The sequence below is a fragment of the Pseudonocardia sp. GCM10023141 genome, assembly GCF_042653605.1.
The window spans coordinates 1-24,879 of the sequence record NZ_JBHSIR010000062.1 but is presented as its reverse complement, the minus strand read 5'-3'; the positions used below and the strand labels follow the sequence as shown (position 1 = coordinate 24,879).

The window sequence follows — 24,879 nt, the reverse complement described above, 5'->3', positions numbered from 1 at the left end:
ACTCACTTGTTAGTTGAGTCGGACTCAGCTAACGTCTCCGGCAGTCGCTCGACCGGCGCTCGGGGAGAGGTGTCATGACTGTCGTTTCGGACGCTGCGCTCGGTGCGCTCGCGACCCTCCAGGGGGTTGCGAGCAACCCGGACGGCTACGTGCAGCAGTGGAAGGTGCGAACCGGCGGGCGGGTGATCGGGGTCCTCCCGATGAACTTTCCGCGGGAGGTCGTGCACGCGGCCGGAGCGCTGCCCGTGCTGCTGCAGGAGAACCGGGAACCCGACAGCCTGGGCCGGCACCTGCTGGCCGAGTTCTACTGCGGGTACACGCGCAACCTCGCGGACTCCGCGGCGAAGGGCACGCTCGACATCTACGACGGGTTCTTCCTGGCCGATCAGTGCACCCAGCTGCTCGGTGCGGTCGACGTGGTGCGCTCCGCGGTGCCGGACGCGCCGGTGTTCCTGGGTCCGCTGCCGACGTCGCTGACCGACGACTGGGCACGGGATCAGACGCGCCGGACGGTGCGGTCGTTCATCGCGGAGATGGGCCTGTTCGCCGGGTCTCCGATCACCGAGACCGCGCTGGCCCGCTCGATCGCGCTGTCCAACGAGAACCGGCGCCTGCTGCGCGGGCTGTTCGCGGCCCGGCGGGCCGGCAACGCCGCGCTGTCGGCGCCGCAGGTGCAGGCGCTGGTCAAGTCCAGCATGGTGATGGACCTGGCGGAGCACACGGTGCTGCTGCGACGCGTCCTCGCCGGGCTGGGCACCGTGCCGCGCGACGGCCGGATCCGCATCCACCTGTCCGGGCACCTCTGCCACGCGCCGCGGCCCGAGCTGCTCGCCGTCATCGAGGAGTGCGGCGCGGTCGTCGTCGACGACGACCTGTTCACCGGCTCCCGGTACCTCTCGACCGATGTGGCCGAGGGCATCGACCCGGTCGAGGCCCTGACCGGCTGGTACCTCGAGCGGGACGCGACGGCGCCCTGCCCCACCCGGGTCAAGCACGAGGCCGACTGGGAGGACACGTTGATGGCCGCCGTGGAGTCCTCCGGCGCCGAGGGTGTGATCGTGCTGATGGCGCGGTTCTGCGAGCCGCACATGCTCTATTACCCCGAGCTGCGCCAGCGCCTGAACGAGCGCGGCGTGCCGCACCTGCTGATCGAGACCGAGCACGAGGGCCTGCCCGTGGAGACCGTCCAGACCCGTGTCGAGGCGCTCCTCGAGCGGATCCGCCGCTCGCCGTCGCCCCGCCCGATCCAGGAGGTGACAGCGTGACCACCGCGACGTCCGACAAGTCCAGCAGGCTCGCGATCAACAAGGCCGGGTCGAAGATGGTCGCCGACTACTGGGACCGGATCTTCACCGCGCGCGAGCGCGGCGAGAAGGTCGTCTGGTACAACGGCTCGGCCGTCAACCCGATCTTCCAGGCCGCCGGCATGGCGTGGTGTCACGGCGAGGCGTTCTCCGCCCGCCTCGCCGCGCAGCACCTGGAGGGTCCCGCCCAGCTTGCCGGCCAGGAGTACGGCTACATCGGCGAGCTCTGCTCCTACGCGCGCACCCACCTCGGCTGCGCCGTGCTGAGCAGGAAGCGGGCCACCGGCAGCGCCAACGGGACCGGCATGGTGGGGCTGCCCGAACAGGCGGAGCTGGCCAGCCGCCTGCCCACGCCGGACATCTTCGTGAACGCCTACGCCGGCTGCAGCACCGGGCAGCAGTGGGACGACATCTCGTTCCGCGTGTTCGGCAAGGACGTGCCGATCTTCAACGTGTCGATGCCGTTCATGTGGAGCAACCGGTCGGGCGAGGGCTACATGGTCGGCGAGGAGTGGGAGCGCTCCTCGCGCTACGTCGCCGACCAGCTCCGCGAGCTGATCACCGTGCTGGAGACGATCACGGGCCGGCCGTTCGACTGGGACGCGTACCGGCAGAACATGTCCTACATCAGGCAGGCGTCGCAGCTGCGCCAGGAGGCCATGCGCCTGTGCCGGCTCACCCCGGCCCCCGCCACGTTCTGGGACTGGATCGCCAGCGTCGCGCACATCAACTTCCTGCCTGCGAGCCAGGACCTGGTGGACTTCTTCGCCGCGGTGAAGGCGGAGATCGAGCAGCGTGTCGTCGACGGCGTCGGGGCGGTGGCCGACGAGCGCTACCGCGTCTACTTCGACGGCTTCATGAACTGGAACCACCTGGGGCTGCTGGCCAAGAAGTTCGCCGCGCACGACGTCGCCGTGGTCGCCGGCCGCTACACCCACCACGCGTTCTGGCAGGAGCCGCAGCTGATCGAGCCGGAGGGGGACGTGCTGCTGGGGCACGCGCAGAACAACCTGCTGTGCCCGATGAACCACTCCACGAAGACGATCGAGCAGCTCGTCCTGCGCGACTGCGACTACTACGGCGTGGACGGCATCGTGTTCCACTCGACCCGCACGTGCCGCGCGTTCACCAACCCGCAGCGGTTGGTGGCCAAGGCGGCGCAGGAGAAGCGCGGTCTGTCCACGATGTTCTTCGAGGGCGACATCGCCGACGCGTCGTTCTACAAGGACGAGGTACTCGACAGCAGGCTCGCCGCGATGCTCGAGGGGATCGACGTGCGACGGGCCCGAGCATGACCCATTACCTGGGCGTCGACCTCGGGTCGACGACCGCCAAGGTCGTCGTGCTGGACGGGCGCGGCGACATCGTCGCGGCCGAGGTGGTGCAGATGGGCGCGGTGAGCCGTGCGGGCTGCGCGGTGGCGCTCGACACGGCGCTGGCGACGGCCGGCGTGACCCGCGAGGAGATCACCGCGTCGATCGCCACCGGCTACGGACGCAGGCTCGTCCCGGACGTCGACCGCACGTTCACCGAGATCACCTGCCACGCCCGGGGCGCGGCGGCGATGTGTCCGGGAGTCCGGCTCGTCGTGGACATCGGGGGGCAGGACAGCAAGGCCATCCTCGTCGACGACGACGGCATCGCGCAGGACTTCGCGATGAACGACCGCTGCGCGAGCGGCACCGGCCGCTTCTTCGAGGTGCTGGCCAGAGCCATCGAATGCGATCTGGACGAGCTCGCCGGGCTGGCGCTGGCGGGGGAGAAGGAGCTGGAGGTGAGCAGCATGTGCGCGACCTTCGCCGAGACCGAGCTCATCTCGCTGCTGGCACAGGGTGAGCGCCGCGAGGACATCGCCGCGTCGGTGCACCGCGCGGTCGCCACCCGCACGGTCGGGCTGATCGCCCAGGTCGGACGGCACGCGCCGGTCGTGATGACCGGTGGCGTGGCCCGCAACGCCGCCGTGGTGCGCGTGCTGGCGCAGGCGCTGCGCACCGAGGTCACCGTGCCCCGGGAGCCGCAGATCGCGGGCGCCTACGGTGCGGCTCTGCTTGCTCGCGACGGTGCCGGCGCGCGCGGTGCGGGGGAGCGGGCGATCGATGCCCGGGAACCGGCGCGGTCGTGCTCGACCTGCGAGGTCGCCGCCGAACACGGAACCGTCGACCTGGCGCTGGGGATGCCGCGATGAGCGGCCGGGGTGTGGTGATCACGGGTGGGACCTCGGGGGTCGGGCTGGCCACCGCGCAGCGCCTGGCAACCGACGGCGCCACCCGCATCGCGCTGGTCGGCCGCAGTGTCGAACGCGGGGAGAAGGCCTGCGCGGCGGTCCGCGCCGCACACCCGGAGTGCGACGTGCACTTCGTCGCAGGCGACGCGAACGACGCCGGCCAGGCCGTCGCGGCGGCCACGGCCGCGCGGGACCTGCTCGGTGACGTCGACGTGCTGGTCAACTCGACGACCGCCTTCTACGTGCCGCGATTGCTGCGCGACACCCCCGTGGAGGAGATCGCGGCGATGCTCACGGATCAGGCACTGGCTCCGCTGCACATGTGTCGCGCGGTGCTGCCCTGGATGGCCGATCGGCGCAGCGGCTCCATCGTGAACGTCGCTTCGGACGCGGCCAAGGTGCCCACACCGGGGGAGACCGTGATCGGGGCGGCGATGGCCGCGATCGTGACGTTCACCCGGACGCTGGCCGTGGAGGCCAAGCGCGACGGGATCACGGTCAACGCGGTGACGCCATCGCTGATCGAGGGCACCCTCACCGGAGACCGGGCGCTGGCCGGCGGCTTCTCCCGCAAGCTGTTCGAGAAGGCCAGGACGCAGGCGCACCTGGGCCCCACCGAGGTGGGCGACCTCGCCGAGCTGATCGCGTTCCTCGTCGGTCCCGGTGCTGCGAAGATCACCGGTCAGGTGATCAGCGTCAACGGAGGGATCTCGGTGGCATGACGACCCGATCAGGTGCCCGGTTGCGGCCGGACGAACGCATGGCGGAGCTGGTCGCGGCCTCGCGGATCCTCCTCGCGGAGGTCGGCTACGAACGCTTCCTCCCCGCGGAGGTCGCCCAGCGCTGCGGCGTGTCCGAGGCCACGGTCTACCGGTACTTCCCGACCAGGCGCGCGCTACTCGTCCGGGTCGCCGAGACGTGGTTCGACGAGATCCTCGATGCTCTCGATCCCGGTGTCATGCAGCAGGAGAACACGTTCGAGCGGTTGCGCTACGTCATCCGGTACGCCGTGGAGGTGGTGCGCCGCGAGCCGACGCTCACCCGGTACATCTTCAACGAGCTGCGTCCCGACCCCGATTTCCGGTCCACCACGATCTACCGGCTCAACCGCCGGTTCACCGGCATCGTGCGGCAGGTGCTGACCGAGGCCGTCGCCCGTGGCGACTTCCGCGACGACGTCGACGTCGAGCTGCTGCGGGACCTGATATTCGGCGGGATCGAGCACCAGGCCTGGGCGTACCTGCGCGGAGAGGGCGACTTCTCGATCGACCGCACGACCGATGGCATCACAACGGTCATCTTCCGGGGGATGGCGACCGACGGCACGTCGATACCGAGCTGACGAAGGGGTCCTCGCTATGCGCACCGAGTCCTACTGGCCGGCCGAACCCGGCGAGGTCCGCGATGTCACCGTCTGCGACGTCCTCCGGCACGCGGCAGCCACCGTGCCCGACCGCGTGGCGCTCGTCGACTGCGTCGTCGACCCGGCCGGCCGTCGGCAGTGGACCTGGGCGGAGTTCCTCGGCGACGCCGAGCGGGCCGCGCGGGCACTGCTCGCCCGGTTCGCGCCCGGCGACCGGATCGCGGTGTGGGCCCCGAACAGCGCCGACTGGGTCGTCCTGCAGCAAGGTGTCGCGCTGGCCGGCATGGTGCTGGTGGCGCTCAACCCGGCCTACCGGACCCGTGAGCTGCAGTACGTGCTGCGGCAGTCCGGCGCAGCCGGGCTGTTCTGCGTGGACTCCTACCGCGGGTTCGCGATGCGGGAGCTCGCCGAGGACCTGCGTTCGGCCCTGCCCGAGCTGCGGGAGATCGTCTCCTTCGCGGACTGGGCGGACTTCCTCGCGGGCGCCGATCCCGATCGGGCCCTGCCGGAGGTGACGCCGACCGACGTCGTGCAGATCCAGTACACCTCCGGCACCACCGGCTTCCCCAAGGGCGCGATGCTGCACCACAAGGGCCTGGTGAACGAGGCCACGTTCGTGGCCGAGCGGGCCGGCATGGGCGACGGCGGTGTCTACGTCAACGCCATGCCGATGTTCCACATCGGTGGGGGCGCGGTCACGTCGTTCGGGGCCTGGGCCAAGCGCGGCACGTTCGTGGTGCTCCCCGGCTTCGACCCCGGACACGTGCTGGAGGCGCTCGAGACCTACCGCGGGACCCACTCGCTGCTCGTGCCGACGATGCTCGTCGCGATGCTCGACCACCCGGACTGCGGCCGGCGCGATCTCTCCGGCTTCCGGACGGTCCTGAGCGGAGCGGCGGCCGTGCCGGCGTCGCTCGTGCGGCGCACCATGCAGGAGCTGGGCTGCGAGTTCAGCATCCTGTTCGGGCAGACCGAGACGCACGGTGTGATCAGCCAGACCCGCGTCACCGACGCACCCGACGACCAGGCCGGCACCGTCGGACAGCCGCTGCCGCAGCTGGAGGTGAAGATCGCCGACCCGGAGTGCGGCGATCCGGTGCCGGTCGGGGACCAGGGCGAGATCTGCTGCCGCGGCTACCAGAACATGCTCGGCTACTACGCGCAGCCCGATGAGACCGCAGCCACGATCGACACCGACGGGTGGCTGCACATGGGCGACATCGGTGCCATGGACGACCGCGGCTACGTCACCGTCACCGGCCGCGTGAAGGACATGATCATCCGCGGTGGCATGAACCTGTACCCGGTCGAGATCGAGGGCGCGCTCACCGACCATCCGGCGATCGAGAGTGCGGCCGTGATCGGGGTGCCCGACGACCGCTGGGGCGAGCAGGTGGGTGCCGTCCTGCGGCTGCGGGCGGGGCGCGACCGTCCCGGTGTCGAGGAGCTGACGGCGTTCCTGCGCGACCGGATCGCGCCCCACAAGACACCGGTGTTCTGGGCCGTGCGCGACGAGCTCCCGCTGACCCCGTCCGGGAAGATCCAGAAGTTCGTCCTCCGGGAGGAGCTGGTCAAGGGGCTCCTCGTGTGGGACGAGGTCCGCATGACCAGCTCCGACGGCGTCGGCTCCGCGCCGGCTGTGTGATCAGGGGGTGCGGGGGGCGATCCGGTCGAGCCAGGTGAGCAGGTCGCCCTCGACCTCGTCGCGGGAGAGCCACTCGAACCCGGTGCGGTGTTCGAAGGGGGCGTTGAAGGCCTCCAGGCTGACGCCGGCGTCGAGATCGAGCGCCGGTTCGATGAGGTCGAGAGCACTCGTGCCGGACAGGGCGACGGCGTCGACGCGGTCACTGTGATCGAGCAGGTACTGCTGGGTGGCGAAGGAGCCCATGCTGTGGGCGAAGAGCACGAGTGGCAGGTCGGGGAACTCGGCGCGGCCGCGGTCGACCATCACGTCGAGGTCCTCGAGGGTGCGGGTCCAGCCGTCGGCACCGATGACGCCGGGTTCGGCAGCCGTGGCGATGGTCTGCCCGTGGCCGCGGCTGTCGTGGCCGTGGACGAAGAACCGGCCGCGGTGAGGGACTGCGCAAGGTGTTCGTAGCGGCGTAGGTGGTCCCCGACGCCGTGGGTGAGCTGCACGACCGCGCGCGGCGGCCCGTCGGGCTCCCAGCGGTAGCCGGTGATCCGCAGGCCGTCGCGGCCCTCGAAACGGAACTCGGTCCTGGTGCTCATCGAGCCACCTCCACGTGTTTCATCGGCGCCGGTCGGTACGCGACGGTGCGGGGCACTCCTTGACAGCGGAGGGGCCGGCGCACGAAACTCGTCATTCGGCCTGACCATTAAAACTATCGACAGTGCTCGAGCCGGTGGGCGTGGAGTTGTCAACGGCTCCCGGGTGCGCGCAGCAGTACGCAGAAGCAGCGGTACGCGGAAGGAGCATCCATGGATCTCGCAGACTCCCCGGACGAGGCGCGGTTCCGCGTGGAGGTGCGGGCGTGGCTCGCGGAGTCGCTCCCGCGCCTCGCGTGGCCCGAGCCCGTCGAGCTGACCGAGAAGCTGCCGTTCTGGCGGCAGTGGCAGCGGATGCTCTTCGACGGCGGGTACGCGGGCATGTCGTGGCCGCGCGAGTACGGCGGCCAGGGCGCGAACGCCACGATCCGCGCCGTGTTCTCCGACGAGGCGGACCGCGCGGGCGCGCCTGATCGGCTCAACACGGTCGGCGAGGACTTCGCGGGCCCCACGATCATCGCCTTCGGCACCGACGCGCAGAAGGAACGCTTCCTGCGCCCGATCCTGACCGGCGACGAGCTGTGGTGCCAGCTGTTCTCCGAGCCGGACTCGGGCTCGGACCTGGCGTCGCTGCGCACGAGAGCGGAGAAGGTCGACGGCGGCTGGCGGGTCACCGGGCAGAAGATCTGGACCAGCCGTGCGCACCTGGCGACCAACGCCATCCTGCTGGCCCGCACCGGCGGCACGGACCTCCCGCGGCACAAGGGGATCAGCTACTTCCTGCTGCCGCTGGCGAGCGCGGGCGTGACCGTCCGGCCGCTCGTCCACATGCTCGGCGAGGCCGAGTTCAACGAGGTCTTCCTCGACGACGTGTTCGTGCCGGACGAGCTCGTGCTCGGCGAGGTGAACGGCGGCTGGCGCGTCGCGATGGCCACCCTCGGTTTCGAGCGCGTCGGCATCGCGACCGGCCGGGTCAACACGAAGCGCGCGGTCGACGACATCGTGGCCGAGATCCGCGACATGACCGACGCCGCGGGCGCACCCCTCGGGGCCGACCCGACCGTGCGGCAGCGGATCGCCGATCTCTACGGAAGGGCCTTGGTGCACCACGCGATCGGCCAGCGCGTGCTCACGATCGCGGCCGACGGCGGCCCCCCGGGGCCCGTCACGTCCATCGGCAAGCTGTACTTCTGCCCGCTCGTGGAGGACCTCGCGGACTTCCGGCAGTCGCTGTCGCCACTGGGTGGGCAGCTCGCGCCCGATGAGCAGTCACCCGCCGAGAGTCGCTGGCAGCGGCTGGCCTACCAGGCCCGCGGCACCGCGATCGCAGGCGGATCGACCTTCATCCAACGCAACATCGTCGCCGAGCGGATGCTTCACCTGCCGCGGAGCGGATCGTGAACCGGTCGGGACCGGTGGCTCTGGATGGCAGGAAGGCCACCTTCCCGCAAGGATCTTGCGGGAAGGTGGCCTTCCTGCAACCCGGCAGGCCGCCACTCCTAGTCCTCGGGGACCGCCACCACCGTGCGCTCGTCCACCGCGAGCGCGGCCGCGGCGTAGGAGTGGACGTGGCGCTGCATGCGACGGACCGCGGCGTCGGCGTCCCGCTCCCTGATCGCCCTGGTCACCGACCGGTGGGCTCGGAGCGCGAGGGAGCGGACCTCGTCGTTGACGAAGCCCTCGTTGTTCGTGGTGGTGTAGATGGCCCGGGAGAGCGCCATCATGATGCCGGTCAGGATCTCGTTGTGGCCGGCCGTGGCCACCGCGATGTGCCAGTCGACGTTGGCGAGCAGGAAGCTGTCGAGGTCCGCGCTGTCCACGATCGCGTCGTTGGCGGCCTCGAGGCGCTGCAGGTCGCCTGCGGTCCGGTGCAGGGCAGCGAGTCCGGCGCAGGGGGGCTCGATGGCCTCTCGGGTCTCGTGCACCGAGGCGAGTCGCAGCTGACGTCCGCGGATGAGCAGGTCGAGCGTGCTGGCGACGTTCTCCTCGCCCGGCTTCTGGACGAAGGCACCGCCGGCACGACCTGCCTTGATGCGGATGAGGCCCTGCACCTCCAGTATCCGCAGCGCCTCGCGCACCGTGGTGCGGCTCATCCTGGTCTGCACCACGAGCTCGCGCTCGGGCGGCAGGGGAGTGCCCTCGACGTACTCGCCAGAGAGGATGCGTTCGCGCAGCTCGTTGGCCAGGACGTCGGATGCCTTGGGGACCTCCATGGGGGAGAGTCGGATCACCGACCTGGCTTCGCCGGAGCTCATGGCCGCCCTCTTTCCTGGTCTAAAGGTCAGACCCAATCTAGCATTGCCGATGCGGGCGCCGTGGTAGCACCGCCTCCGCGAGTCGAGTAGGAGCCCGCCATGCGTTGGGAACTCTCTGCCGAGCAGGCCGACTTCCGCGCGGTGTTCGCGGAGTGGTTGAGCGAGACGTGCGCGTCCGAGACCGTCCGCGGGTGGTTCGACTCGGGTGACCACTCCGGGTTCGACGAGCGCATGGTCGCCGACGGCTGGTTCGGGGTCGGGTCGGCCGAAGACCTCGGTGGGGAGGGTGGCGGCCTGGTCGAGCTCGCGCTCGCGGCCGAGGAGTTGGGCCGGGTCGCGGCGCCGGCTTCGGCCTGGCTCGGCTCGATGCTGGCCATCCCGACCCTCGCGTCGATGCCGGAGGCGGCGAAGGCGCTGCTCGCCGACGGCGTGACGACCGTGCTGGCGGTCCCGGCCGGCACGTTGCCGGGGGGCGGACCTGGAGTCACTGACTGCGACGGCGCGCTCGTGGGCACCGTGGCGACGGTGCTGGCCGCGCAGCGCGCGCAGCGGTTCGTCGTCCCGGTGGCCGATGAGCACGGGCCGGCTCTGCGCCTCGTGGAGGTCGACCAGCCCCGCGTGCAGCTGCGCAACCGGGCACTGACCGACCGTTCCCGGTCGGTGGCCGACGTCGTGCTCGACGGCGCCACGGGCACGGTCATCCCCGTCGACGACGTGGCGGCCGCGTTGGAAGGTGCGGCGCTGCGGGCGGCGGTGCTCGTCGCGGCCGACGCGCTGGGGGTGATGGAGCGCATGCTCGACGACACCGTGGAGTACGTGCAGCAGCGCAAGCAGTTCGGCGCGCCGATCGGGTCGTTCCAGGCCGTGAAGCACGCGGCGGCGGAGATGCTCGTCAAGGTCGAGGCGGCCCGCTCGATCGTCTACTTCGCTGCTGCGTCGGTCGGGTCCGGGCACGCGGATGCGAGCCTGCACGCTGCTGCGGTCAAGGCGCAGGTCTGCGGATCGGCGGCGCAGGCCGCGGACGCGGCGCTGACGCTGCACGGCGCCATCGGCTACACCTGGGAGCACGACCTGCAGATCTTCTACAAGCGGGCCAAGCTCGACGCCGAGCTCTTCGGCTCACCCGGATCCTGGAACGACCTGCTGGCGGACCGGCTGCCGTTGGTATCGGCTCGCTCCGAGGGGTCAGGGTGACCGGGCGCACGGGAACGCACGATCCCGTTTGGTCTGGCCTTTGTTAGGATAGGACCGAACCTAGGCCAATGTTGGCGTGGAGGTGCCGCGGTGGACTTCGACCTCACCGACGATCAGGCGACGATCCGCAGGGCGATCGCGGAGCTCGCCCACAAGTTCGACGATCAGTACTGGATGGAGCACGATCGCGACCACGAGTTCCCCACCGAGTTCTACGACGCGCTGGCCTCAGGCGGCTGGCTGGGCATCACCACTCCCGAGGAGTACGGCGGGCACGGGTTCGGGATCACCGAAGCGTCGATCATCCTGGAGGAGGTCGCGCGCTCGGGCGGAGGTATGAACGCCGCAAGCTCGATCCACCTGTCGATCTTCGGGATGCACCCGGTGATCAAGCACGGGTCGGAGGAGCTGAAGCGGGCCACGCTGCCGCGGATCGTCGACGGCTCGCTGCACGTGTGCTTCGGGGTGACCGAGCCGGGTGCGGGCCTCGACACCACCCGCATCACGACCTTCGCGAAGCGGGAAGGCGATCACTACCGCGTCAACGGGCGCAAGGTGTGGATCTCCAAGGCGCAGGAGTCGGAGAAGGTCCTGCTGCTCACCCGCACGTCCAAGATCGAGGACGTCGCGAAGAAGACCGACGGCATGACCCTGTTCCTCACCGACCTGGACCGGTCGAAGATCGACATCCGGCCGATCCCGAAGATGGGTCGCAACGCCGTCACGTCCAACGAGTTGTTCATCGACGACCTGATGGTTCCTGTCGGGGACCGGGTCGGCGAGGAGGGCAAGGGCTTCACCTACATCCTCGACGGGCTCAACCCGGAGCGGATGCTGATCGCCGCCGAGGCGCTCGGGATCGGCCGGGTCGCCCTGGACCGGGCGGTGCGCTACGGCAACGAGCGGGTGGTGTTCGGGCGCCCGATCGGGATGAATCAGGGGCTGCAGTTCCCGCTGGCCGACTCGCTGGCCCATCTCGACGCGGCCGAGTTGGCCCTGCGCAAGGCTACCTGGCTCTACGACCAGGGCAAACCGTGCGGGCGGGAGGCCAACACGGCCAAGTACCTGTGTGCAGAGGCCGGGTTCACCGCGGCGGACCGCGCGTTGCAGACGCACGGCGGGATGGGCTACTCCGAGGAGTACCACGTCGCCCGCTACTTCCGGGAGGCCCGGCTGCTCAAGATCGCCCCGCTGAGCCAGGAGATGGTCCTGAACTACCTGGGCTCGCACGTGCTCGGCCTGCCCCGGAGCTACTGATGGAGAGTTGCTGATGCCCGCGCTCGACGTGTTCTCCCTCGACGGCCGCACGGCACTGGTGACAGGTGCGGGCGGTGGGATCGGGGCCGCCGTCGCGTCGGCCTTCGCGGCCGCCGGAGCCGCGGTGCTGGTGACCGACCTCGACCCCGACGCCGCGAAGCAGGTGGCGGCGCGGATCGTACTGGCCGGCGGCACCGCCGAGAGCGCCGCTCTCGACGTCCGCGACCGGGCCGCGGCCGATGCCGCCGCCGCGCAGGCCGCCGACCTGGGCGGTGGCACCCTGCACATCCTGGTCAACAACGCCGGGGCGATCGCGCCCGCGATGTTCGGAAAGCTGACCGAGGACGCGTTCCGCACCATCGTCGAGATCCACCTGATGGGCTCGTTCACCTGCTCCCAGGCCGCACTGCCCTTCCTGCCCGCCGACGGGTCGGGCCGGATCCTCAACGTCACCTCGGCCGCCGGCCTGGTCGGCACCATCGGCCAGGCCAACTACGGAGCGGCCAAGGCCGGGATCATCGGGCTGACGAAGTCGCTGGCCAAGGAGTTGGCGCGCAAGCAGATCACCGTCAACGCGCTGGCGCCGCTCGCGGCCACGGCGATGACGCAGGGCATCCGCGACAACGAGAAGCTCGCGGCCAAGACCCTGGAGCGGATCCCGCTGCAGCGCTGGGCCGATCCGGAGGAGATCGCGGCGAGCTTCGTGTTCCTCGCCTCGCCTGCCGCGGCGTACATCACCGGCCAGGTCCTGCCCGTCGACGGCGGGACGGTGATCTGACGTGCCGCTGACCGGCAGGGACGTCTTCGTCGTCGAGGGGGCCCGCACTCCCTTCGGGCGCTCGCACCCGGAGAAGGGCTGGTACCGCGACACCCATCCCAACGAACTGCTCGGCGCGGTCTACCGCGCACTGCTGAGCCGCGCCGACGTCGCAGCGGAATCCGTCGAGGACCTCGTCGTCGGTTGCACGGCGCCGTTCGGCGAGCAGTCGCGCAACATCGCCCGCAACGCCTGGCTGCAGGAGGGTTACCCGCCCGAGGTGCCGGCCGTCGTGCTGGACCGCCGCTGCGGGTCCGCGCAGACCGCGAGCGAGATGGCAGCTGCGCTCGTCGCGTCCGGCGTGCACGATCTCGTGATCGCCGCCGGGGTCGAGCACATGGGGCACGTCCCGATGAACTCCCCTGCGAAGATCTCCGAGCTCTACGGCGAACCGTGGACCGCGCGGATGTGGGAGCGATACGACTTCGTGTCACAGGGGGAGAGCGCCGAGCTGATCGCGGAGCGCTGGGACATCTCCCGCGCGGAGATGGACGAGTTCGCCGCCCGTTCCCATCGGCTGGCCGTCGATGCGCTCGAAGCGGGCCGGTTCGACGCGGAGTTGATCGAGACAGGGTTGATCGAGACAGGGTTGATCGACGGGGAGCTCGACGGCGAGGTGCGCCGGGGTGACCAGACGATCCGGCCCGGCACCTCGGCCGAGTCGCTGGCCGGGCTCCGGACTGTGTTCCGACCCGAGAACGGCCGGATCACCGCGGGATCGTCCTCCCCGATCTGCGACGGCGCGGCGGGCGTTCTGCTGGCCTCGCAGCGCGCCGTTGACGAGCACGGGCTCACACCGCGGGCGCGGATCCTCGACCAGACGACCGTTGGCGTCGATCCGGTGATCATGTTGACCGGCCCGATCCCGGCGACGCACAAGCTGTTGCAACGCAACGGGTTGAGCATCTCCGACATCGATCTGTTCGAGGTCAACGAGGCGTTCGGCTCGGTCGTGCTCGCCTGGGCGCGTGAGCTGGAGCCGGACATGGACCGGGTCAACGTCAACGGGGGAGCGATCGCGCTCGGGCACCCCGTCGGTGCCACCGGTGGACGATTGCTCGCCACGATCGTGGCCGAGATGGAGCGGCGCGACGTCGAGCTCGGGCTGGTCACCATGTGCTGCGGCGGTGGGCTGGGTACCGGCACGTTGCTGCAGCGGGTCTGATCATGATCGATCTGAGGCCGTATGTGCGGACCGGCGACGGTGTCTGGTGGAGCCAGGCGGGCGCCGAGGCCGTCCCGCTCGTCGACGCCCTGCTCGACCAGGTCGCCGCCATCGGGCCGGTGCGCGCCTTCAGCGGGCTGAGCTTCAACCGCAGGCTGCGTGCGGTGCCTCCGGAGATCACCCTGATGTCCTACGGGGCGATGGGGGAGCTGCGGAAGGCGCGCGGGTTGGAGGTCGTGCCCGCGCACTACTCGGTGCTGCCGCGGTTGTTCGCCGAGCGCGCGCTGCCCGGGGACGTCGGGCTGGTGCAGGTCTCGCCTCCTGCGCGCGACGGTGTGTGTTCCTTCGGGATCGGCGTGGACTACGCCGCCGACGCCGCGCGGCACAGCCGGGTCCTGATCGGCGAGATCAATCACCGGATGCCTGCCACCACCGGCACCCCCGGCATCCCGTTGGACCGGTTCGCGGCCACGATCGAGACCGACCGCCCGCTCCCGGAGGCCCCGGACCGGCAGCCGGACGCCGTCGACGAGGCGATCGCCGCGAGCGTCGCCGAGCTGGTCGAGGACGGCGACACCGTCCAGGTGGGCGTCGGCGCCCTGCCGTCGGCGATCATGGACGGGCTGGCGGCCCATCGCGACCTCGGCTTCCACTCCGGGATGCTCACCGACGGGGTGCTGCGGCTGGTGGAGAAGGGCGTGCTCACCGGGCGGCACAAGGAGATCGACAACGGGCTGCTGGTCACCGGCACCGCGATCGGCAGCGCCGAGCTCTACGCCCGGCTGGGCGAGCTGCCCGTGGTCTTCAAGCCGGCGAGCTACACCCACGACCCCGGTGTACTCGCGCAGCTGCGCCGGCTCGTCGCGATCAACTCCGCCATCGAGGTGGACCTGGGCGGCCAGGTCGGCAGCGAGGTCGCCGGCGGGCGCTACCTGGGAGGCATCGGTGGCCAGGCCGACTTCTCCGGTGCGGCGGCCTGTACGGGCGCCCGGTCGATCATCGCGCTGCGCTCCACCGCGGGCGGCGCGTCGACCATCGTGCCCGTGCTGGGCGGCCCGGTCTCCACCGCCCGTGCCGACGTCGACGCCGTCGTCACCGAGCACGGGGTCGCGTGGCTGCGGGGGTGCCCGCACACCGAGATCGGTCGCCGCCTGGTGACCGTCGCCGCCCCCGAGCACCGGGCCGAGCTCGAACGAACACTCCGGGAGGAATCGTGACGAGACCCGACAAGGTCCACATCCGCGAGGTGGGTCCCCGCGACGGGTTCCAGAACGAGCCCGAGCACATCCCGACCGACGACAAGGTCCGCCTCATCGACGCGCTGGGGCGTGCCGGGTTCACGCGCATGGAGGTGGCGAGCTTCGTACGGCCGGACGTCATCCCGCAGCTCTCCGACGGTGTCGAGGTGCTCCACCGCATCGATGTCCCGGAGAACGTGCGGCTGATGGTGCTGGTCCCCAACAGCAAGGGCCTCGACAACGCACTGAAGGTGCGGGAGCGGTTCCACGACGCCGCGATCTTCGTGAGCGCCTCGGAGACGCACAACCAGAAGAACGTCAACCGCGCGATCGCGGACACCATGGCGGACAACGACGTCATGGCGAAGCGCATCTGCGCCGAGGGTCTCGGCTGCGCGGCCGTCATCGCCACCTCCTTCGGCTGCCCCTACGAGGGCAGGGTCGAGATGGGCCGGGTCCTGTCCCTCGCGGAGCGCTTCGCCGAGGCGGGCGCCACGGAGGTCGGGTTCGGCGACACCACCGGCATGTGCAACCCGGCGTACGCGCAGGAGTTCTTCGCCGCGGCGCTGGAGCGGCTGCCGGACGTCGAGGTCACGGCGCACTTCCACAACACCCGCGGGCAGGGCCTGGCCAACGCCTACGCCGCGCTGGAGGCGGGCTGCACGAGCTTCGAGTCCAGCTTCGGCGAGCTGGGCGGCTGCCCGGTGCCCCAGGGCTCGACCGGCAACATCGCGACCGAGGACCTGGTGGGCATGTTCCACGAGATGGGTGTGGACACCGGGCTCGATCTCGACGCGGTGATCGACGCGGCCCGCGCGGCGCAGCGGGTGCTCGGTCGCACGCTGACCAGCCACTCGCTGATCGCCGGACCCGTGAACTGGCACTGACCGGCACTTGCACACCATCTGACCATCCCCGAGGAAGAGGACTCATGAGCAACCGCACCGCGTTCGTCACCGGTGGCGCGCAGGGCATCGGCAAGGGCATCACCACCACGCTCGGCGCACAGGGCTTCGCCGTCGCCGTCGTGGACCTGAACGCCGAGGCCGCCCGGGCAACGGCAGGCGAGATCGTCGAGGCGGGTGGCCGGGCGATCGCCGTGCAGGCCGACGTGACCGACACCGCGTCGGTACAGGCCGCGGTGAAGACCGTCACGGAGGAGCTCGGCCCGGTCGAGATCGTGGTGAACAACGCGGGCTGGGACGACTTCATGCCGTTCCTCAGCACCACCGAGGAGTTCTGGGACCGCATTCTGGAGATCAACTTCAAGGGCATGCTGCGGGTGACGCAGGCGGTCGTGCCGGGCATGGTCGAGCGGGGCTTCGGCCGTGTCATCAACATCGGTTCGGACGCCGGGCGCGTCGGTTCCTCGCTGGAGGCGGTGTACTCCGGGGCCAAGGGCGGCACCATCGCCTTCACCAAGACACTGGCCCGCGAGATCGCGACGAAGGGCGTCACCGCCAACACGGTGTGCCCGGGCCCCACCGACACCCCGGCGCTGCGCAAGTTCGCCGATGCCTCGGGACAGGACGCGGAGAAGGTGATCGGCGGGATGGTCCGCGCAGTGCCGATGAAGCGGCTGGGGCAGCCGGCTGACATCGCGGCCGCGGTCGCGTTCTTCGCCTCCGACGCGGCCGGCTACATCACGGGCCAGACGCTGTCGGTCAGCGGCGGCCTGACGATGGCGTGAGGGGTCGGGCCCCGACCTCGTCTTCTTCCCGCGCTGCGCCTGAGAGGGACAAACGATGACCGTGACCTGGGAGGACGCCGCTGACGGCGTCCTCGTCGCGACGATGGACCACCGCCCGGCCAACGCGCTCGGGCCGCCGATCATCGACGGGTTGAACGCGCTGCTCGACGAAGCGGAGGAGCGCGACACCCGCGTGCTGGTGCTGACCTCGGCGATCCCCGGGTTCTTCGCAGCCGGCGCGGACATCAAGCACCTGGGCACCGTCGATGCGGCGTCCTTCACCGCCTACGGCAACCGGTTGCGCGACGTCGTGGAGCGGCTCGCGGCGGCGGACCTGATCAGCATCGCCGCGATGGAGGGGCTGGCGCTCGGCGGCGGTCTGGAACTGGCGATGGCCGCCACGATGCGCGTCTCGGGCGCCGCCGCCGCCTTCGGGTTGCCGGAGGTGCGGCTCGGCCTGATCCCGGGTGCGGCCGGCACGCAGCGGCTGCCGCGGCTGGTGGGTCGAGGGCGGGCGATCGACATCATGGCGACCGCGCGCCAGGTACCCGCCGACGAGGCCGCAGCGATCGGGCTCGTCGACCGGCTGGTCGCGGTGGGGGAGGCGCGCGCCGCCGCCGTCGAGCTGGGCGGGTCGCTGGCCCGGCTCTCCCGGCCCGCGCTCGCCGCCGTGCTGCGGACCGTCGATGCCGCCTTCGACCTCCCGTTCGCGCAGGGGAAGCGGTACGAGGTCGAGCAGATCCAGGAGCTGTTCGAGACGGGTGAGGCGCGCGAGGGGATCAGCGCCTTCCTCGAGAAGCGGCCACCGAAGTTCGCCTGACCGGAGGGCGCACGATGCACGAGAAGTACGGGCTGACCATCTTCACCGGCGGACGCGGGCCGCGGCGCTTCCGGGCGGCGGCCGACCTGGCCCGCCGGGCGGAAGCGGCGGGCTTCGGCGCGGTCTGGACCGGCGAGCTCTACAACCGGTCCGCAACGATCCCGATGGCCGTGCTGGGGGCGGCGACCGAACGGGTCGCGATCGGCTCGGACATCGCCTACGGGGTGGGCCGCTCGCCGCTGATCTGGGCTGCGGAGGCCCGTGACCTCGACGAGCTGACCGACGGCCGGATCATCCTCGGCCTGGGCAACGGCACCGCCGGCATGATGGAGAACTGGCTCAACACGAGCGGCGAGGCACCCGCGGTGCGGATGGAGGAACTGGTCACCCTCCTGCGCAAGCTCTGGCGGCTGCACGAGGGCCCGGTCCACCACGACGGCCGCTTCTACCGCCTGCACCTCGTGCCCACCGCGGGCACTCCCGCTCCGATCCGGGAGCACCTGCCGATCTGGACCGCGGGCGTCGGCCCACGGATGGTCCGGGCCGCCGGCCGGGTCGCCGACGGGCTCGTGTGCCACCCGATGACCACCCCCGACTACCTCGACGCGGTCGTGCGGCCCGAGTTGGCCGGTGGTGCCGAGGACGCGGGTCGCTCGCTCGACGGGTTCGTGGTGAAGGGCATGCGGATGGTCGCCCTCGACGCGGACGAGGAGGCTGCGCGGCAACGGATGGCGTTCGCGATCGCCCAGTACGCCGCCTCCCGGGTCTACGACCGCCTGTTCGCCCTGCACGGCTGGGACGGGGCGCAGCAGCGGATCCGGGCCGCGGCGAAGGCGGGCGACGTGCAGGGTGCCGCCGCGGCCGTCCCCGACGCGGCGATCGACGCGATCGGCATCGCCTGCACTCCCGCCGACCTGCCGCGCCGGGCCGCTGCCCACGCCGCGACCTTCGATCACCTGAACCTGTGTGCCCCGCCGTGGGGACTGGTGCCGGAGGAGCTCGAGGAGGCGACCGAGGAGATCCTCGCCGCACTCTCGCCCGTGCCGCAGCCGGCGCCCTGACCCGAGCGGCTGCGCCACGGGCGTCGGGTCGTGACCTACAAGCCCAGGCTCCTGCTGATGATCTCCCGCTGGATCTCGTTGGTGCCGCCGTAGATGGGCGGCGCGAGTGCCTTGCGGACCTGCGCCTCCATCCCGTACTCGCGGGCGTAGCCGTAGCCACCCATGAGCTGCATGGCCTCCAGCGCCGTGGCCTTCGCCGCCTCGGTGCACCGGATCTTGGCCGTGGAGCTGTCGCGGGACAGGCACTGCTCATCGCCGGCATCGAGCCGGTCGGCCACGTCGTAGAGGAACGTCCGGCACAGCGCGATCTCGGTGGCGAGGTCGGCGATCCGGTGCCGAACGGCCTGGAAGCTGCCGATCGTGCGGCCGAACTGCTCGCGCTGGCGAACGTAGCCGAGCAGGTCGTCGAACGACCGCTCGGCGGCCCCGATACTGGACGCGGCGATGATCAGCCGCTCCACCCCGAGACCGCGGTTGAGCTGGCGCCAGGCACTGCCCACGGTGCCGACGACGGCGGTGGCGGGCACCCGGACGCCGGTGAAGTACAGGTCGTTGACGGTGTGCCCGTACATCGTGTCGATGGCGCGGATCTCCAGGCCGGGCACGTCGGCCGAGACCATGAGGAGTGTCAGACCCTCGTGCTTGCCGCCGGAGGTGTCGGTCCGCGTGAGCACCAGGATGTGGGTGGCCAGGTGCGCGGCGGTGGTCCAGGTCTTCTGCCCGTCGAGCACGAACTCGTCGCCGTCGCGCACCGCGGGCATCCGGGCCGCGGCCAGGTCGGACCCGGCGCCCGGCTCGCTCAGGGCGATGGCCTCGAAGTTCCCGGCGCAGATCGACTCGACGATGGTGCGCTTCTGCGCGTCGGTGCCCCAGTGCAGGTAGGTCTGTGCCGCGGTCAGCCCGGTGCCGTAGGCGATGACCGGGGCGAGGCCGCGCGCGGTCTCCTCCAGGAACAGGCACTCGTCGACGAACGTGCCGCCCTGCCCGCCGTGCTCGGCCGGCAGGGAGATCCCCAGCCAGCCCAGTTCGGCGAGCCGGCGCAGGAGGGTCGGGCTGTCGGCCAGCGCGCCGCCCTCGGTGAGGGCCGCACGCTGTTCGGCGGTGCCGCACTCCTTGGCGCAGAAGGCGCGGACCGCCTCGGCGAACTCGCGCTGCTCGGCAGTGAACCGCACGTCGGTGCTCGCTCTCAGTGGGTGCGGAACTGGGCGAACTCGGGCGCGCGCTTCTCGTTGAAGGCGGTGATGCCCTCCCGTGCCTCCTCGGACTCGCCGAACAGCTTCAGTGCCGAGTAGGCCATCTGCCCGATGCCGGCGAAGTGCTCGGTGTCGGAGTTGAAGGACTGCTTGAGCACCTTGAGCGCGGTGGGGGAGAGCTTCAGGATCTCGTCCGCCCAGGACCGCACCTCGGCGCGCAGCTGATCCGCCGGGACGACCTTGTTGACCAGGCCCCACGCCTCGGCCTGTGCGGGGGAGTACTTGCGGCACAGGAACCAGATCTCCCGCGCCCGCTTCTCGCCGATGGCGCGGGCCATCAGCCCGGTGCCGAACCCGGCGTCGAACGACCCGACGCGCGGCCCGTTCTGTCCGAACACGGCGGTGTCGGCGGAGATGGTGAGATCGCAGAGCAGGTGCAGCACGTGTCCGCCGCCGATGGCGAAGCCGTTGACCGCGGCGATCACGGGCTTGGGCACGTCACGGATGACGCGGTGCAGGGCGTCGACCTCGAACAGGCCGGTGGCCGAGGGGCCGTAGTCGCCCGTCTCCATCCGCTGCTTCTGGTCGCCGCCCGTGCAGAAGGCCTTCTCTCCGGCACCGGTCAGGGAGAGCACCCCGACCTCGTCGTCGGCCCAGGCCAGCTTGAAGGCGTGCACGAGCTCGTCGACGGTCTGGGCGCGGAAGGCGTTGTACCGGTCCGGCCTGTTGATCGTGATCCAGGCCAGGCCGTTGTCGACCTCGTAGGTGATGTCGGTGAACTCGTCGGGCTTCATGCTGACCTCTTCCTCGGCGGTGGGTGGGACGCGAGCGAACGCCGATGCCCACGACGGTGCCGGTGGCAAACTTTGGCCAGACCTTTATATCATCGGTCCGAAACCGGGGGAAGCTCCCGCCGGTCGGGAGTTGGTCGCTCAGGCGCCCGCGCGTGCGACGTCGCGGAGCAGGAACTTCTGGACCTTGCCGGTGAGGGTCGTCGGGAGCCGGTCGACGAGAACGATCTTCTCCGGCAGCTTCTGGACGGAGATGTCGCGTTCCTTGAGGAAGGACGTGATGTCCTGCAGCGTCGGCTGCTCGCCGGGCATCGGCACCACCACGGCGCAGGCCTTCTCGCCGAGTCGCTCGTCCGGGTAGGGCACGACGGCGACCTGCGCCACGGCGGGATGGGCGGCGACGTAGCCCTCGATCTCGGCGGCGCTGAGGTTGGTACCGCCGCGGATGATGATGTCCTTCAGCCGACCCGTGACGCGCAGGTAGCCGGCCTCGTCGAAGCGTCCGAGGTCGCCGGTGTGGTGCCAACCATCGGCATCGATGGTCGCGGCCGTGCGCTCGGGGTCGCGCCAGTACCCGAGAACGGCGCCTGGACCGCGGTAGCAGATCTCGCCCTCCTCACCCACGGATGCCGGGTCGCCGTCGGGGCCGAGCAGCTTGAGCTCCACGCCGGCGAGCGCAGGTGTGCCGTCGGATCCGGCGCGGCGTTCGAGCGAGTCGCCGGGATGGCAGCAGGTGACGGCGAGCAGTTCCGTGCAACCGTAGAGCGGCATGAGGACGCCGCCGTCGAACGCCTTGTCGAAGTCGATGGCGAGAGCCTCGGGGATGGGCGCGCCGGCGCAGAGCCAGAAGCGCATGGAGGAGAGATCGCGCTGGGCATCGGGCTGGGCATCGAGCGCCATGCGCACGAACGGCGTGGCGGTGGCCGACGCCGTACAGCGGTAGTGCTCGATCCGCCGCAGTGCCTCGTTCGGCTCCCAGACGTCGATCAGGTGGGTCTCGGATCCGGTTGCGAGGGGCACGAGTACGCCCACGAGGAGCCCGGTGGCGTGCGCAACGGGCGACGGCATGAACATGACGTCGTCGGGGCGGGTCTGGAACACATCGCGGGCGAGCCCGTGCGCCGAGAAGGCGATGGTGTTCCAGGTGTGCACGCACCCCTTCGCGGTGGACTCGGTGCCCGATGTGTACACGATGATGTGTGGCTCGTCGGGTTCCGGGTACGGGCCCAGGTCTGTCGCCCCCAGGCCTGTCGCCCCCAGGTCTGGCGACTGCGCTGTCGTGGAGCTCGCGGCGTCGAACGCCAGCTCGCCCTCGTGCGGTTCGGACCGCGCGATGATGAGCGTGGCGAGGGTCGGTGTCTCCCGTTGCAGCGCCCGGAACATCGCGGAGTGGTCGAAGCCCCGGAATGCCCCGGTGGTGATCGCCGCGACGGCGCCGGAGTTGTGCAGGACGTGCGCGACCTCGGTCTGCCGGTACACGGTCATGATCGGCACCGTGACGGCGCCGATGCGGGAGATGGCGAGGTAGGAGATCACGAACTCCGACCAGCTCGGCAGCTGGATGATGACGCGGTCCCCCCGCTTCACGCCCTGGCGCAGCAGGCTCGCACCGAGGGCATGCGCGCGGTCGCGGAGCGTGCCGTAGTCCAGCTCGGTCGTGCCGTCGGACACGAACCGTCGGGTGGGCGTCTCCGCGGCCCACCGGTCCAGGAGGGCGGCGGCCGAACCTCCCTGCCACCACCCGTTCTCGCGGAAACGGGCCTGCGACGCCTCGTCGTAGCGATCGTGCACCGTCAGGGCTGGGGTCTCGGCAGTGACCATCCGTGTCATCTCCGCTTCGTCGCACGCGCCTCGGTGTGATCGGGGGCACGATGCTAGCGAGAAATCATCGAACTTATCAATGGTCAGGCCAAAAGTTGGACCAGACGGCGTCGGTCGGCATGGCGATCCCGGGTGATGGGCCAGGACTGGTGGGAAAAGGGGTCAGGCCGCGAGACCGGTCTTGAGTGCACCGGCGATGGTGACGGCGCGGCTGGCTTGGAAGGCGACGGCGGCGAGCTCGGTGTCGCCGGGTGGCACGGTGCCGTTGTTGGAGATGTGGCTGGTGCCGTAGGGGTTACCGGCCGCGAACTGGATCGGGTCGGCGTAGCCGGGCGCCACGACGATCGCGCCCCAGTGGTAGAAGGTGTTGTTCAGTGCCAGCACGGTCGACTCCTGCCCGCCGTGCGCGGTGGCCGTCGAGGTGAACGACGTGGCCACCTTGTTGATCAGCTTGCCCGCGGGCCGATGCCATGGAGGACACCCGTCGCCGGATCATCGAGGTGACGGTGGATCTGCACGGCACCATCGGCCCCGCGCGCACCACCGTCGCGGCCATCGCGGGCGCGGCGGGTGTACAGCGGCACACCGTCTACCGGCACTTCCCGACCGACGAAGATCTCTTCGCCGCCTGCTCCGCGCACTTCTGGGCGCTCAATCCGTGGCCGGATGCCGACGGGTGGGACGAGGTCGCCGATCCGCACGAGCGGCTGGCAGTCGCGTTGGGCGAGCTGTACGCGTTCTACCGTCCCATCGCGACGATGATGACCAACGTGCTGCGCGACGCCGACGTCATGCCCATCGTCTCGCGGGCCGTGCAGTCCTACTTCGACTACGCCGACGGTGTTGCGCTGCGGCTCGCGACGATGCTCGCCGGCGACGAGGTGACCGTGGCCGCGGCGCGGCACGCGGTCGACTTCCGCACGTGGGAGTCGTTGATCGGGCGGGGTGGCCTCGACCCCGCCGCGGCGGTGGCGCTGATGGTCGCGATGGTGGACTCGTCCACTCGCCATCCGGGAAGTCCGTAACCGACCACGTCCGCGGGTAGCTCGTCACGCGAGGCCGGTCTGGCCTTCCCGGTCCGGTCCGGCCCGGCTACGTCGCCGGTCGCCTCGCGGTCGATCGCCGAGAGGGCGAGACGGATCGTCGCCGCGTCCCAGGGCACCGTCGGGTCCAGCCCTGTCAGGTCTCGGAACCGGCCGAGCCGCTTGAGCACGGTGTTGCGGTGGCAGTACAGCAGCTGTGAGGTCTCCAGCAGGGAGCCGGTCCGCATGTAGGTCTCCGTGGTGGCGCAGATCTGCCGCTGGCTCTCCGGAGTCAGCGCCCGCAGCTGCCCGATCGCATCGGTGCGGATCGTCTCGGCCAGGTCGGGGAGCATCGTGTCGATCAGGAACGGCCTGCCCTCGGACAGCGTCCGGGGGTTCCGCGAACCCGACGGCGTGGCGATCAGCAGTCCGTGCGCGATCCGCCACGCCGCAGGGACCCCGGCCAGGCTGTCCACGACCGGCGACAGCGCAAGGGGGATGTCATCGGCCCAGGTCGACACCTCGTGCGTGGGCTGCGGGCCGGGGATCAGGATCATCACCGCGTCGCCGCGCGGATGGACCTGGGCCCGGCCGTTGGCGATGCTCAGTCGGGATCGGACCGTGGCGATCGCGGAGCCTGCCGCGGCGGCGACGAGGAAACGATCGTCGGCGGCCAGTGCCAGCGTCCGCGCGACACGCATGGTCAACGCATGATCGATGCGGCTGCGGCCGAGGAAGTCGGAGAGCAGGATCGTCACCTCGGTCTCGCGGTCGCGGCGTATTCGTGACACCTCGTCCAGATATCCGGCCTGGACATTGACCGTGTGGTATTCGATGTACGGCGGAATGGTCGAGCGCGTTGCGTTGCGCATCGGTTGCCCGCCCGTGCAGTGCCGTCCACAGCAAGTTGTTCGATGTAGCTGTCGGCGAGGGTGTCGAGGTGCTCCAAACATCACCTGACCAGCTACCCCGGCTACATCGACTCCCGGTTGTTCGTCCTCTACGAGGGCCTGCCGACACTGGTCTACGGTCCGAAGGCCGAGGAGATCCACGGCTACGACGAGCGCGTCAACCTCACGTCCCTGCGTCGGGTGACGAAGACGATCGCCCTGTTCATGGCCGCATGGTGCGGGGTTCGACGCGCCTGACCCTCGCGGTTCGGGGGTCGGAGCGCCGGGGTCAGGCGGCCTCGGTGACGTTCGTCGTCGCCGGCAGCAGGGAGCTCTCGCCTCGTTCCCAGCACGTCATCAGGTAGCGCGTGAGCGCTCCCTCGACCGCGGTCACCGCTTCGGCTCCGAAGATGATGTCGGTGGCGAGCTGCGGTTCCTGCTCGGCGAGCCCGACGGCCAGCTGTTGGGCGGCGACGGTTTGGTGGTGGGCATCGGCGACGACGTGCACGTCGTAGAAGTGTCGGGCGGCGGCGCTGGCTCCGTGGCGG

26 protein-coding genes and 1 pseudogene are annotated in these 24,879 nt (G+C 70.7%); 18 read left to right on the top strand and 9 right to left on the bottom strand.

All coding sequences use genetic code 11. From position 1 onward, the window contains the following. Positions 1-74: 74 nt before the first annotated feature. Genes ACFPFQ_RS34785 through ACFPFQ_RS34760 form a run of 6 tightly spaced genes read left to right on the top strand, consistent with a single transcriptional unit; the run spans position 75 to position 6,536 of the window. A complete protein-coding gene (locus ACFPFQ_RS34785; protein WP_379626611.1) occupies positions 75-1,265 on the top strand; it encodes a 2-hydroxyacyl-CoA dehydratase subunit D in 1,191 nt (396 codons plus the stop codon). Then, on the top strand, positions 1,262-2,599 hold the full coding sequence (locus ACFPFQ_RS34780; RefSeq protein WP_379626609.1) for a 2-hydroxyacyl-CoA dehydratase subunit D: 1,338 nt from the start codon (positions 1,262-1,264) through the stop codon (positions 2,597-2,599). Before ACFPFQ_RS34785 ends, ACFPFQ_RS34780 begins: the two co-directional genes overlap by 4 nt. Further along, complete coding sequence (locus tag ACFPFQ_RS34775; RefSeq protein ID WP_379626607.1) at positions 2,596-3,489, top strand: acyl-CoA dehydratase activase; 894 nt, start codon at positions 2,596-2,598, stop codon at positions 3,487-3,489. Before ACFPFQ_RS34780 ends, ACFPFQ_RS34775 begins: the two co-directional genes overlap by 4 nt. Then, positions 3,486-4,250: an SDR family NAD(P)-dependent oxidoreductase gene (locus ACFPFQ_RS34770; RefSeq protein WP_379626605.1), complete on the top strand. Its 765-nt coding sequence runs from the start codon at positions 3,486-3,488 to the stop codon at positions 4,248-4,250. Before ACFPFQ_RS34775 ends, ACFPFQ_RS34770 begins: the two co-directional genes overlap by 4 nt. Then, positions 4,247-4,870: a TetR/AcrR family transcriptional regulator gene (locus tag ACFPFQ_RS34765; RefSeq protein ID WP_379626603.1), complete on the top strand. Its 624-nt coding sequence runs from the start codon at positions 4,247-4,249 to the stop codon at positions 4,868-4,870. The genes ACFPFQ_RS34770 and ACFPFQ_RS34765 overlap by 4 nt, the downstream gene beginning before the upstream one ends. Before the next feature lie 16 nt (positions 4,871-4,886). Continuing rightward, on the top strand, positions 4,887-6,536 hold the full coding sequence (locus tag ACFPFQ_RS34760) for an AMP-binding protein (protein WP_379626601.1): 1,650 nt from the start codon (positions 4,887-4,889) through the stop codon (positions 6,534-6,536). On the opposite strand, the gene ACFPFQ_RS34755 is transcribed toward ACFPFQ_RS34760, so the two are convergent. Further along, a complete protein-coding gene (locus ACFPFQ_RS34755) occupies positions 6,537-6,911 on the bottom strand; it encodes an alpha/beta fold hydrolase (RefSeq protein ID WP_379626763.1) in 375 nt (124 codons plus the stop codon). It lies immediately after the preceding gene. Then, positions 6,839-7,120, bottom strand: a complete 282-nt coding sequence (locus ACFPFQ_RS34750) for an alpha/beta hydrolase (protein ID WP_379626600.1) — start codon at positions 7,118-7,120, stop codon at positions 6,839-6,841. Before ACFPFQ_RS34750 ends, ACFPFQ_RS34755 begins: the two co-directional genes overlap by 73 nt. A gap of 210 nt (positions 7,121-7,330) precedes the next feature. Between ACFPFQ_RS34750 and ACFPFQ_RS34745 the strand changes: the two genes are divergently transcribed. After that, positions 7,331-8,518 carry an acyl-CoA dehydrogenase family protein gene (locus ACFPFQ_RS34745; protein WP_379626598.1) on the top strand — a complete coding sequence of 396 codons (1,188 nt, stop codon included), beginning with the start codon at positions 7,331-7,333 and terminating at the stop codon, positions 8,516-8,518. Positions 8,519-8,616: 98 nt separating this feature from the next. On the opposite strand, the gene ACFPFQ_RS34740 is transcribed toward ACFPFQ_RS34745, so the two are convergent. Further along, on the bottom strand, positions 8,617-9,372 hold the full coding sequence (locus ACFPFQ_RS34740) for a FadR/GntR family transcriptional regulator (protein ID WP_379626596.1): 756 nt from the start codon (positions 9,370-9,372) through the stop codon (positions 8,617-8,619). Positions 9,373-9,471: 99 nt separating this feature from the next. On the opposite strand from ACFPFQ_RS34740, the gene ACFPFQ_RS34735 reads away from it, so the two are divergent. From ACFPFQ_RS34735 to ACFPFQ_RS34695, 9 genes are all read left to right on the top strand, one after another. Continuing rightward, positions 9,472-10,566, top strand: coding sequence for an acyl-CoA dehydrogenase family protein (locus tag ACFPFQ_RS34735; RefSeq protein ID WP_379626594.1), 1,095 nt, complete (start codon positions 9,472-9,474; stop codon positions 10,564-10,566). Between the two features lie 90 nt (positions 10,567-10,656). Beyond that, positions 10,657-11,823 (top strand): acyl-CoA dehydrogenase family protein, encoded by a 1,167-nt coding sequence (locus ACFPFQ_RS34730; RefSeq protein WP_379626592.1) that lies wholly within the window; start codon positions 10,657-10,659, stop codon positions 11,821-11,823. Positions 11,824-11,836: 13 nt separating this feature from the next. After that, positions 11,837-12,601 (top strand): SDR family NAD(P)-dependent oxidoreductase, encoded by a 765-nt coding sequence (locus ACFPFQ_RS34725; RefSeq protein ID WP_379626590.1) that lies wholly within the window; start codon positions 11,837-11,839, stop codon positions 12,599-12,601. Between the two features lies 1 nt (position 12,602). Next, positions 12,603-13,805 (top strand): thiolase family protein, encoded by a 1,203-nt coding sequence (locus ACFPFQ_RS34720; RefSeq protein ID WP_379626588.1) that lies wholly within the window; start codon positions 12,603-12,605, stop codon positions 13,803-13,805. 2 nt (positions 13,806-13,807) lie between these two features. After that, positions 13,808-15,022: an acetyl-CoA hydrolase/transferase family protein gene (locus tag ACFPFQ_RS34715; RefSeq protein WP_379626586.1), complete on the top strand. Its 1,215-nt coding sequence runs from the start codon at positions 13,808-13,810 to the stop codon at positions 15,020-15,022. Beyond that, positions 15,019-15,930 (top strand): hydroxymethylglutaryl-CoA lyase, encoded by a 912-nt coding sequence (locus ACFPFQ_RS34710; protein WP_379626585.1) that lies wholly within the window; start codon positions 15,019-15,021, stop codon positions 15,928-15,930. The genes ACFPFQ_RS34715 and ACFPFQ_RS34710 overlap by 4 nt, the downstream gene beginning before the upstream one ends. Before the next feature lie 44 nt (positions 15,931-15,974). Beyond that, positions 15,975-16,733, top strand: a complete 759-nt coding sequence (locus ACFPFQ_RS34705; protein ID WP_379626583.1) for an SDR family NAD(P)-dependent oxidoreductase — start codon at positions 15,975-15,977, stop codon at positions 16,731-16,733. A 55-nt stretch (positions 16,734-16,788) separates the two neighbouring features. Beyond that, on the top strand, positions 16,789-17,553 hold the full coding sequence (locus ACFPFQ_RS34700) for an enoyl-CoA hydratase-related protein (protein WP_379626582.1): 765 nt from the start codon (positions 16,789-16,791) through the stop codon (positions 17,551-17,553). A 14-nt stretch (positions 17,554-17,567) separates the two neighbouring features. Next, a complete protein-coding gene (locus ACFPFQ_RS34695; RefSeq protein WP_379626580.1) occupies positions 17,568-18,614 on the top strand; it encodes an LLM class flavin-dependent oxidoreductase in 1,047 nt (348 codons plus the stop codon). 35 nt (positions 18,615-18,649) lie between these two features. On the opposite strand, the gene ACFPFQ_RS34690 is transcribed toward ACFPFQ_RS34695, so the two are convergent. The 4 genes from ACFPFQ_RS34690 to ACFPFQ_RS34675 all read right to left on the bottom strand — a co-directional run bounded on the left by ACFPFQ_RS34690 (position 18,650) and on the right by ACFPFQ_RS34675 (position 22,857). After that, positions 18,650-19,786, bottom strand: a complete 1,137-nt coding sequence (locus ACFPFQ_RS34690; RefSeq protein ID WP_379626578.1) for an acyl-CoA dehydrogenase family protein — start codon at positions 19,784-19,786, stop codon at positions 18,650-18,652. A 14-nt stretch (positions 19,787-19,800) separates the two neighbouring features. Further along, complete coding sequence (locus ACFPFQ_RS34685; protein WP_379626576.1) at positions 19,801-20,601, bottom strand: enoyl-CoA hydratase-related protein; 801 nt, start codon at positions 20,599-20,601, stop codon at positions 19,801-19,803. Between the two features lie 138 nt (positions 20,602-20,739). Continuing rightward, a complete protein-coding gene (locus ACFPFQ_RS34680; RefSeq protein ID WP_379626574.1) occupies positions 20,740-22,419 on the bottom strand; it encodes an AMP-binding protein in 1,680 nt (559 codons plus the stop codon). A gap of 162 nt (positions 22,420-22,581) precedes the next feature. Continuing rightward, entirely contained in the window at positions 22,582-22,857 is a 276-nt protein-coding gene (locus ACFPFQ_RS34675; protein ID WP_379626572.1) for a hypothetical protein, read from the bottom strand. 32 nt (positions 22,858-22,889) lie between these two features. Here ACFPFQ_RS34675 and ACFPFQ_RS34670 point away from each other — a divergent pair. Next, positions 22,890-23,039 (top strand): annotated as a pseudogene (locus ACFPFQ_RS34670) (TetR family transcriptional regulator); the annotation flags it as partial. A 209-nt stretch (positions 23,040-23,248) separates the two neighbouring features. Here ACFPFQ_RS34670 and ACFPFQ_RS34665 read toward each other — a convergent pair. Beyond that, positions 23,249-24,313: a helix-turn-helix domain-containing protein gene (locus tag ACFPFQ_RS34665; protein WP_379626570.1), complete on the bottom strand. Its 1,065-nt coding sequence runs from the start codon at positions 24,311-24,313 to the stop codon at positions 23,249-23,251. Positions 24,314-24,373: 60 nt separating this feature from the next. On the opposite strand from ACFPFQ_RS34665, the gene ACFPFQ_RS34660 reads away from it, so the two are divergent. Then, a complete protein-coding gene (locus ACFPFQ_RS34660; RefSeq protein WP_379626568.1) occupies positions 24,374-24,589 on the top strand; it encodes a hypothetical protein in 216 nt (71 codons plus the stop codon). Between the two features lie 31 nt (positions 24,590-24,620). On the opposite strand, the gene ACFPFQ_RS34655 is transcribed toward ACFPFQ_RS34660, so the two are convergent. Continuing rightward, positions 24,621-24,879 (bottom strand): iron-containing redox enzyme family protein (locus ACFPFQ_RS34655; protein ID WP_379626566.1); only part of this gene is annotated, 259 nt, incomplete at its 5' end.

What these genes read in the sequence shown, in the direction of transcription:
- ACFPFQ_RS34785 (WP_379626611.1), top strand. Translation starts at nt 75, where the DNA reads ATGACTGTCGTTTCGGACGCTGCGCTCGGTGCGCTCGCGACCCTCCAG.
- ACFPFQ_RS34775 (WP_379626607.1), top strand. Translation starts at nt 2,596, where the DNA reads ATGACCCATTACCTGGGCGTCGACCTCGGGTCGACGACCGCCAAGGTC.
- ACFPFQ_RS34770 (WP_379626605.1), top strand. Translation starts at nt 3,486, where the DNA reads ATGAGCGGCCGGGGTGTGGTGATCACGGGTGGGACCTCGGGGGTCGGG.
- ACFPFQ_RS34765 (WP_379626603.1), top strand. Translation starts at nt 4,247, where the DNA reads ATGACGACCCGATCAGGTGCCCGGTTGCGGCCGGACGAACGCATGGCG.
- ACFPFQ_RS34760 (WP_379626601.1), top strand. Translation starts at nt 4,887, where the DNA reads ATGCGCACCGAGTCCTACTGGCCGGCCGAACCCGGCGAGGTCCGCGAT.
- ACFPFQ_RS34750 (WP_379626600.1), bottom strand. Translation starts at nt 7,120, where the DNA reads ATGAGCACCAGGACCGAGTTCCGTTTCGAGGGCCGCGACGGCCTGCGG.
- ACFPFQ_RS34745 (WP_379626598.1), top strand. Translation starts at nt 7,331, where the DNA reads ATGGATCTCGCAGACTCCCCGGACGAGGCGCGGTTCCGCGTGGAGGTG.
- ACFPFQ_RS34740 (WP_379626596.1), bottom strand. Translation starts at nt 9,372, where the DNA reads ATGAGCTCCGGCGAAGCCAGGTCGGTGATCCGACTCTCCCCCATGGAG.
- ACFPFQ_RS34735 (WP_379626594.1), top strand. Translation starts at nt 9,472, where the DNA reads ATGCGTTGGGAACTCTCTGCCGAGCAGGCCGACTTCCGCGCGGTGTTC.
- ACFPFQ_RS34725 (WP_379626590.1), top strand. Translation starts at nt 11,837, where the DNA reads ATGCCCGCGCTCGACGTGTTCTCCCTCGACGGCCGCACGGCACTGGTG.
- ACFPFQ_RS34715 (WP_379626586.1), top strand. Translation starts at nt 13,808, where the DNA reads ATGATCGATCTGAGGCCGTATGTGCGGACCGGCGACGGTGTCTGGTGG.
- ACFPFQ_RS34705 (WP_379626583.1), top strand. Translation starts at nt 15,975, where the DNA reads ATGAGCAACCGCACCGCGTTCGTCACCGGTGGCGCGCAGGGCATCGGC.
- ACFPFQ_RS34700 (WP_379626582.1), top strand. Translation starts at nt 16,789, where the DNA reads ATGACCGTGACCTGGGAGGACGCCGCTGACGGCGTCCTCGTCGCGACG.
- ACFPFQ_RS34695 (WP_379626580.1), top strand. Translation starts at nt 17,568, where the DNA reads ATGCACGAGAAGTACGGGCTGACCATCTTCACCGGCGGACGCGGGCCG.
- ACFPFQ_RS34685 (WP_379626576.1), bottom strand. Translation starts at nt 20,601, where the DNA reads ATGAAGCCCGACGAGTTCACCGACATCACCTACGAGGTCGACAACGGC.
- ACFPFQ_RS34680 (WP_379626574.1), bottom strand. Translation starts at nt 22,419, where the DNA reads ATGGTCACTGCCGAGACCCCAGCCCTGACGGTGCACGATCGCTACGAC.
- ACFPFQ_RS34665 (WP_379626570.1), bottom strand. Translation starts at nt 24,313, where the DNA reads ATGCGCAACGCAACGCGCTCGACCATTCCGCCGTACATCGAATACCAC.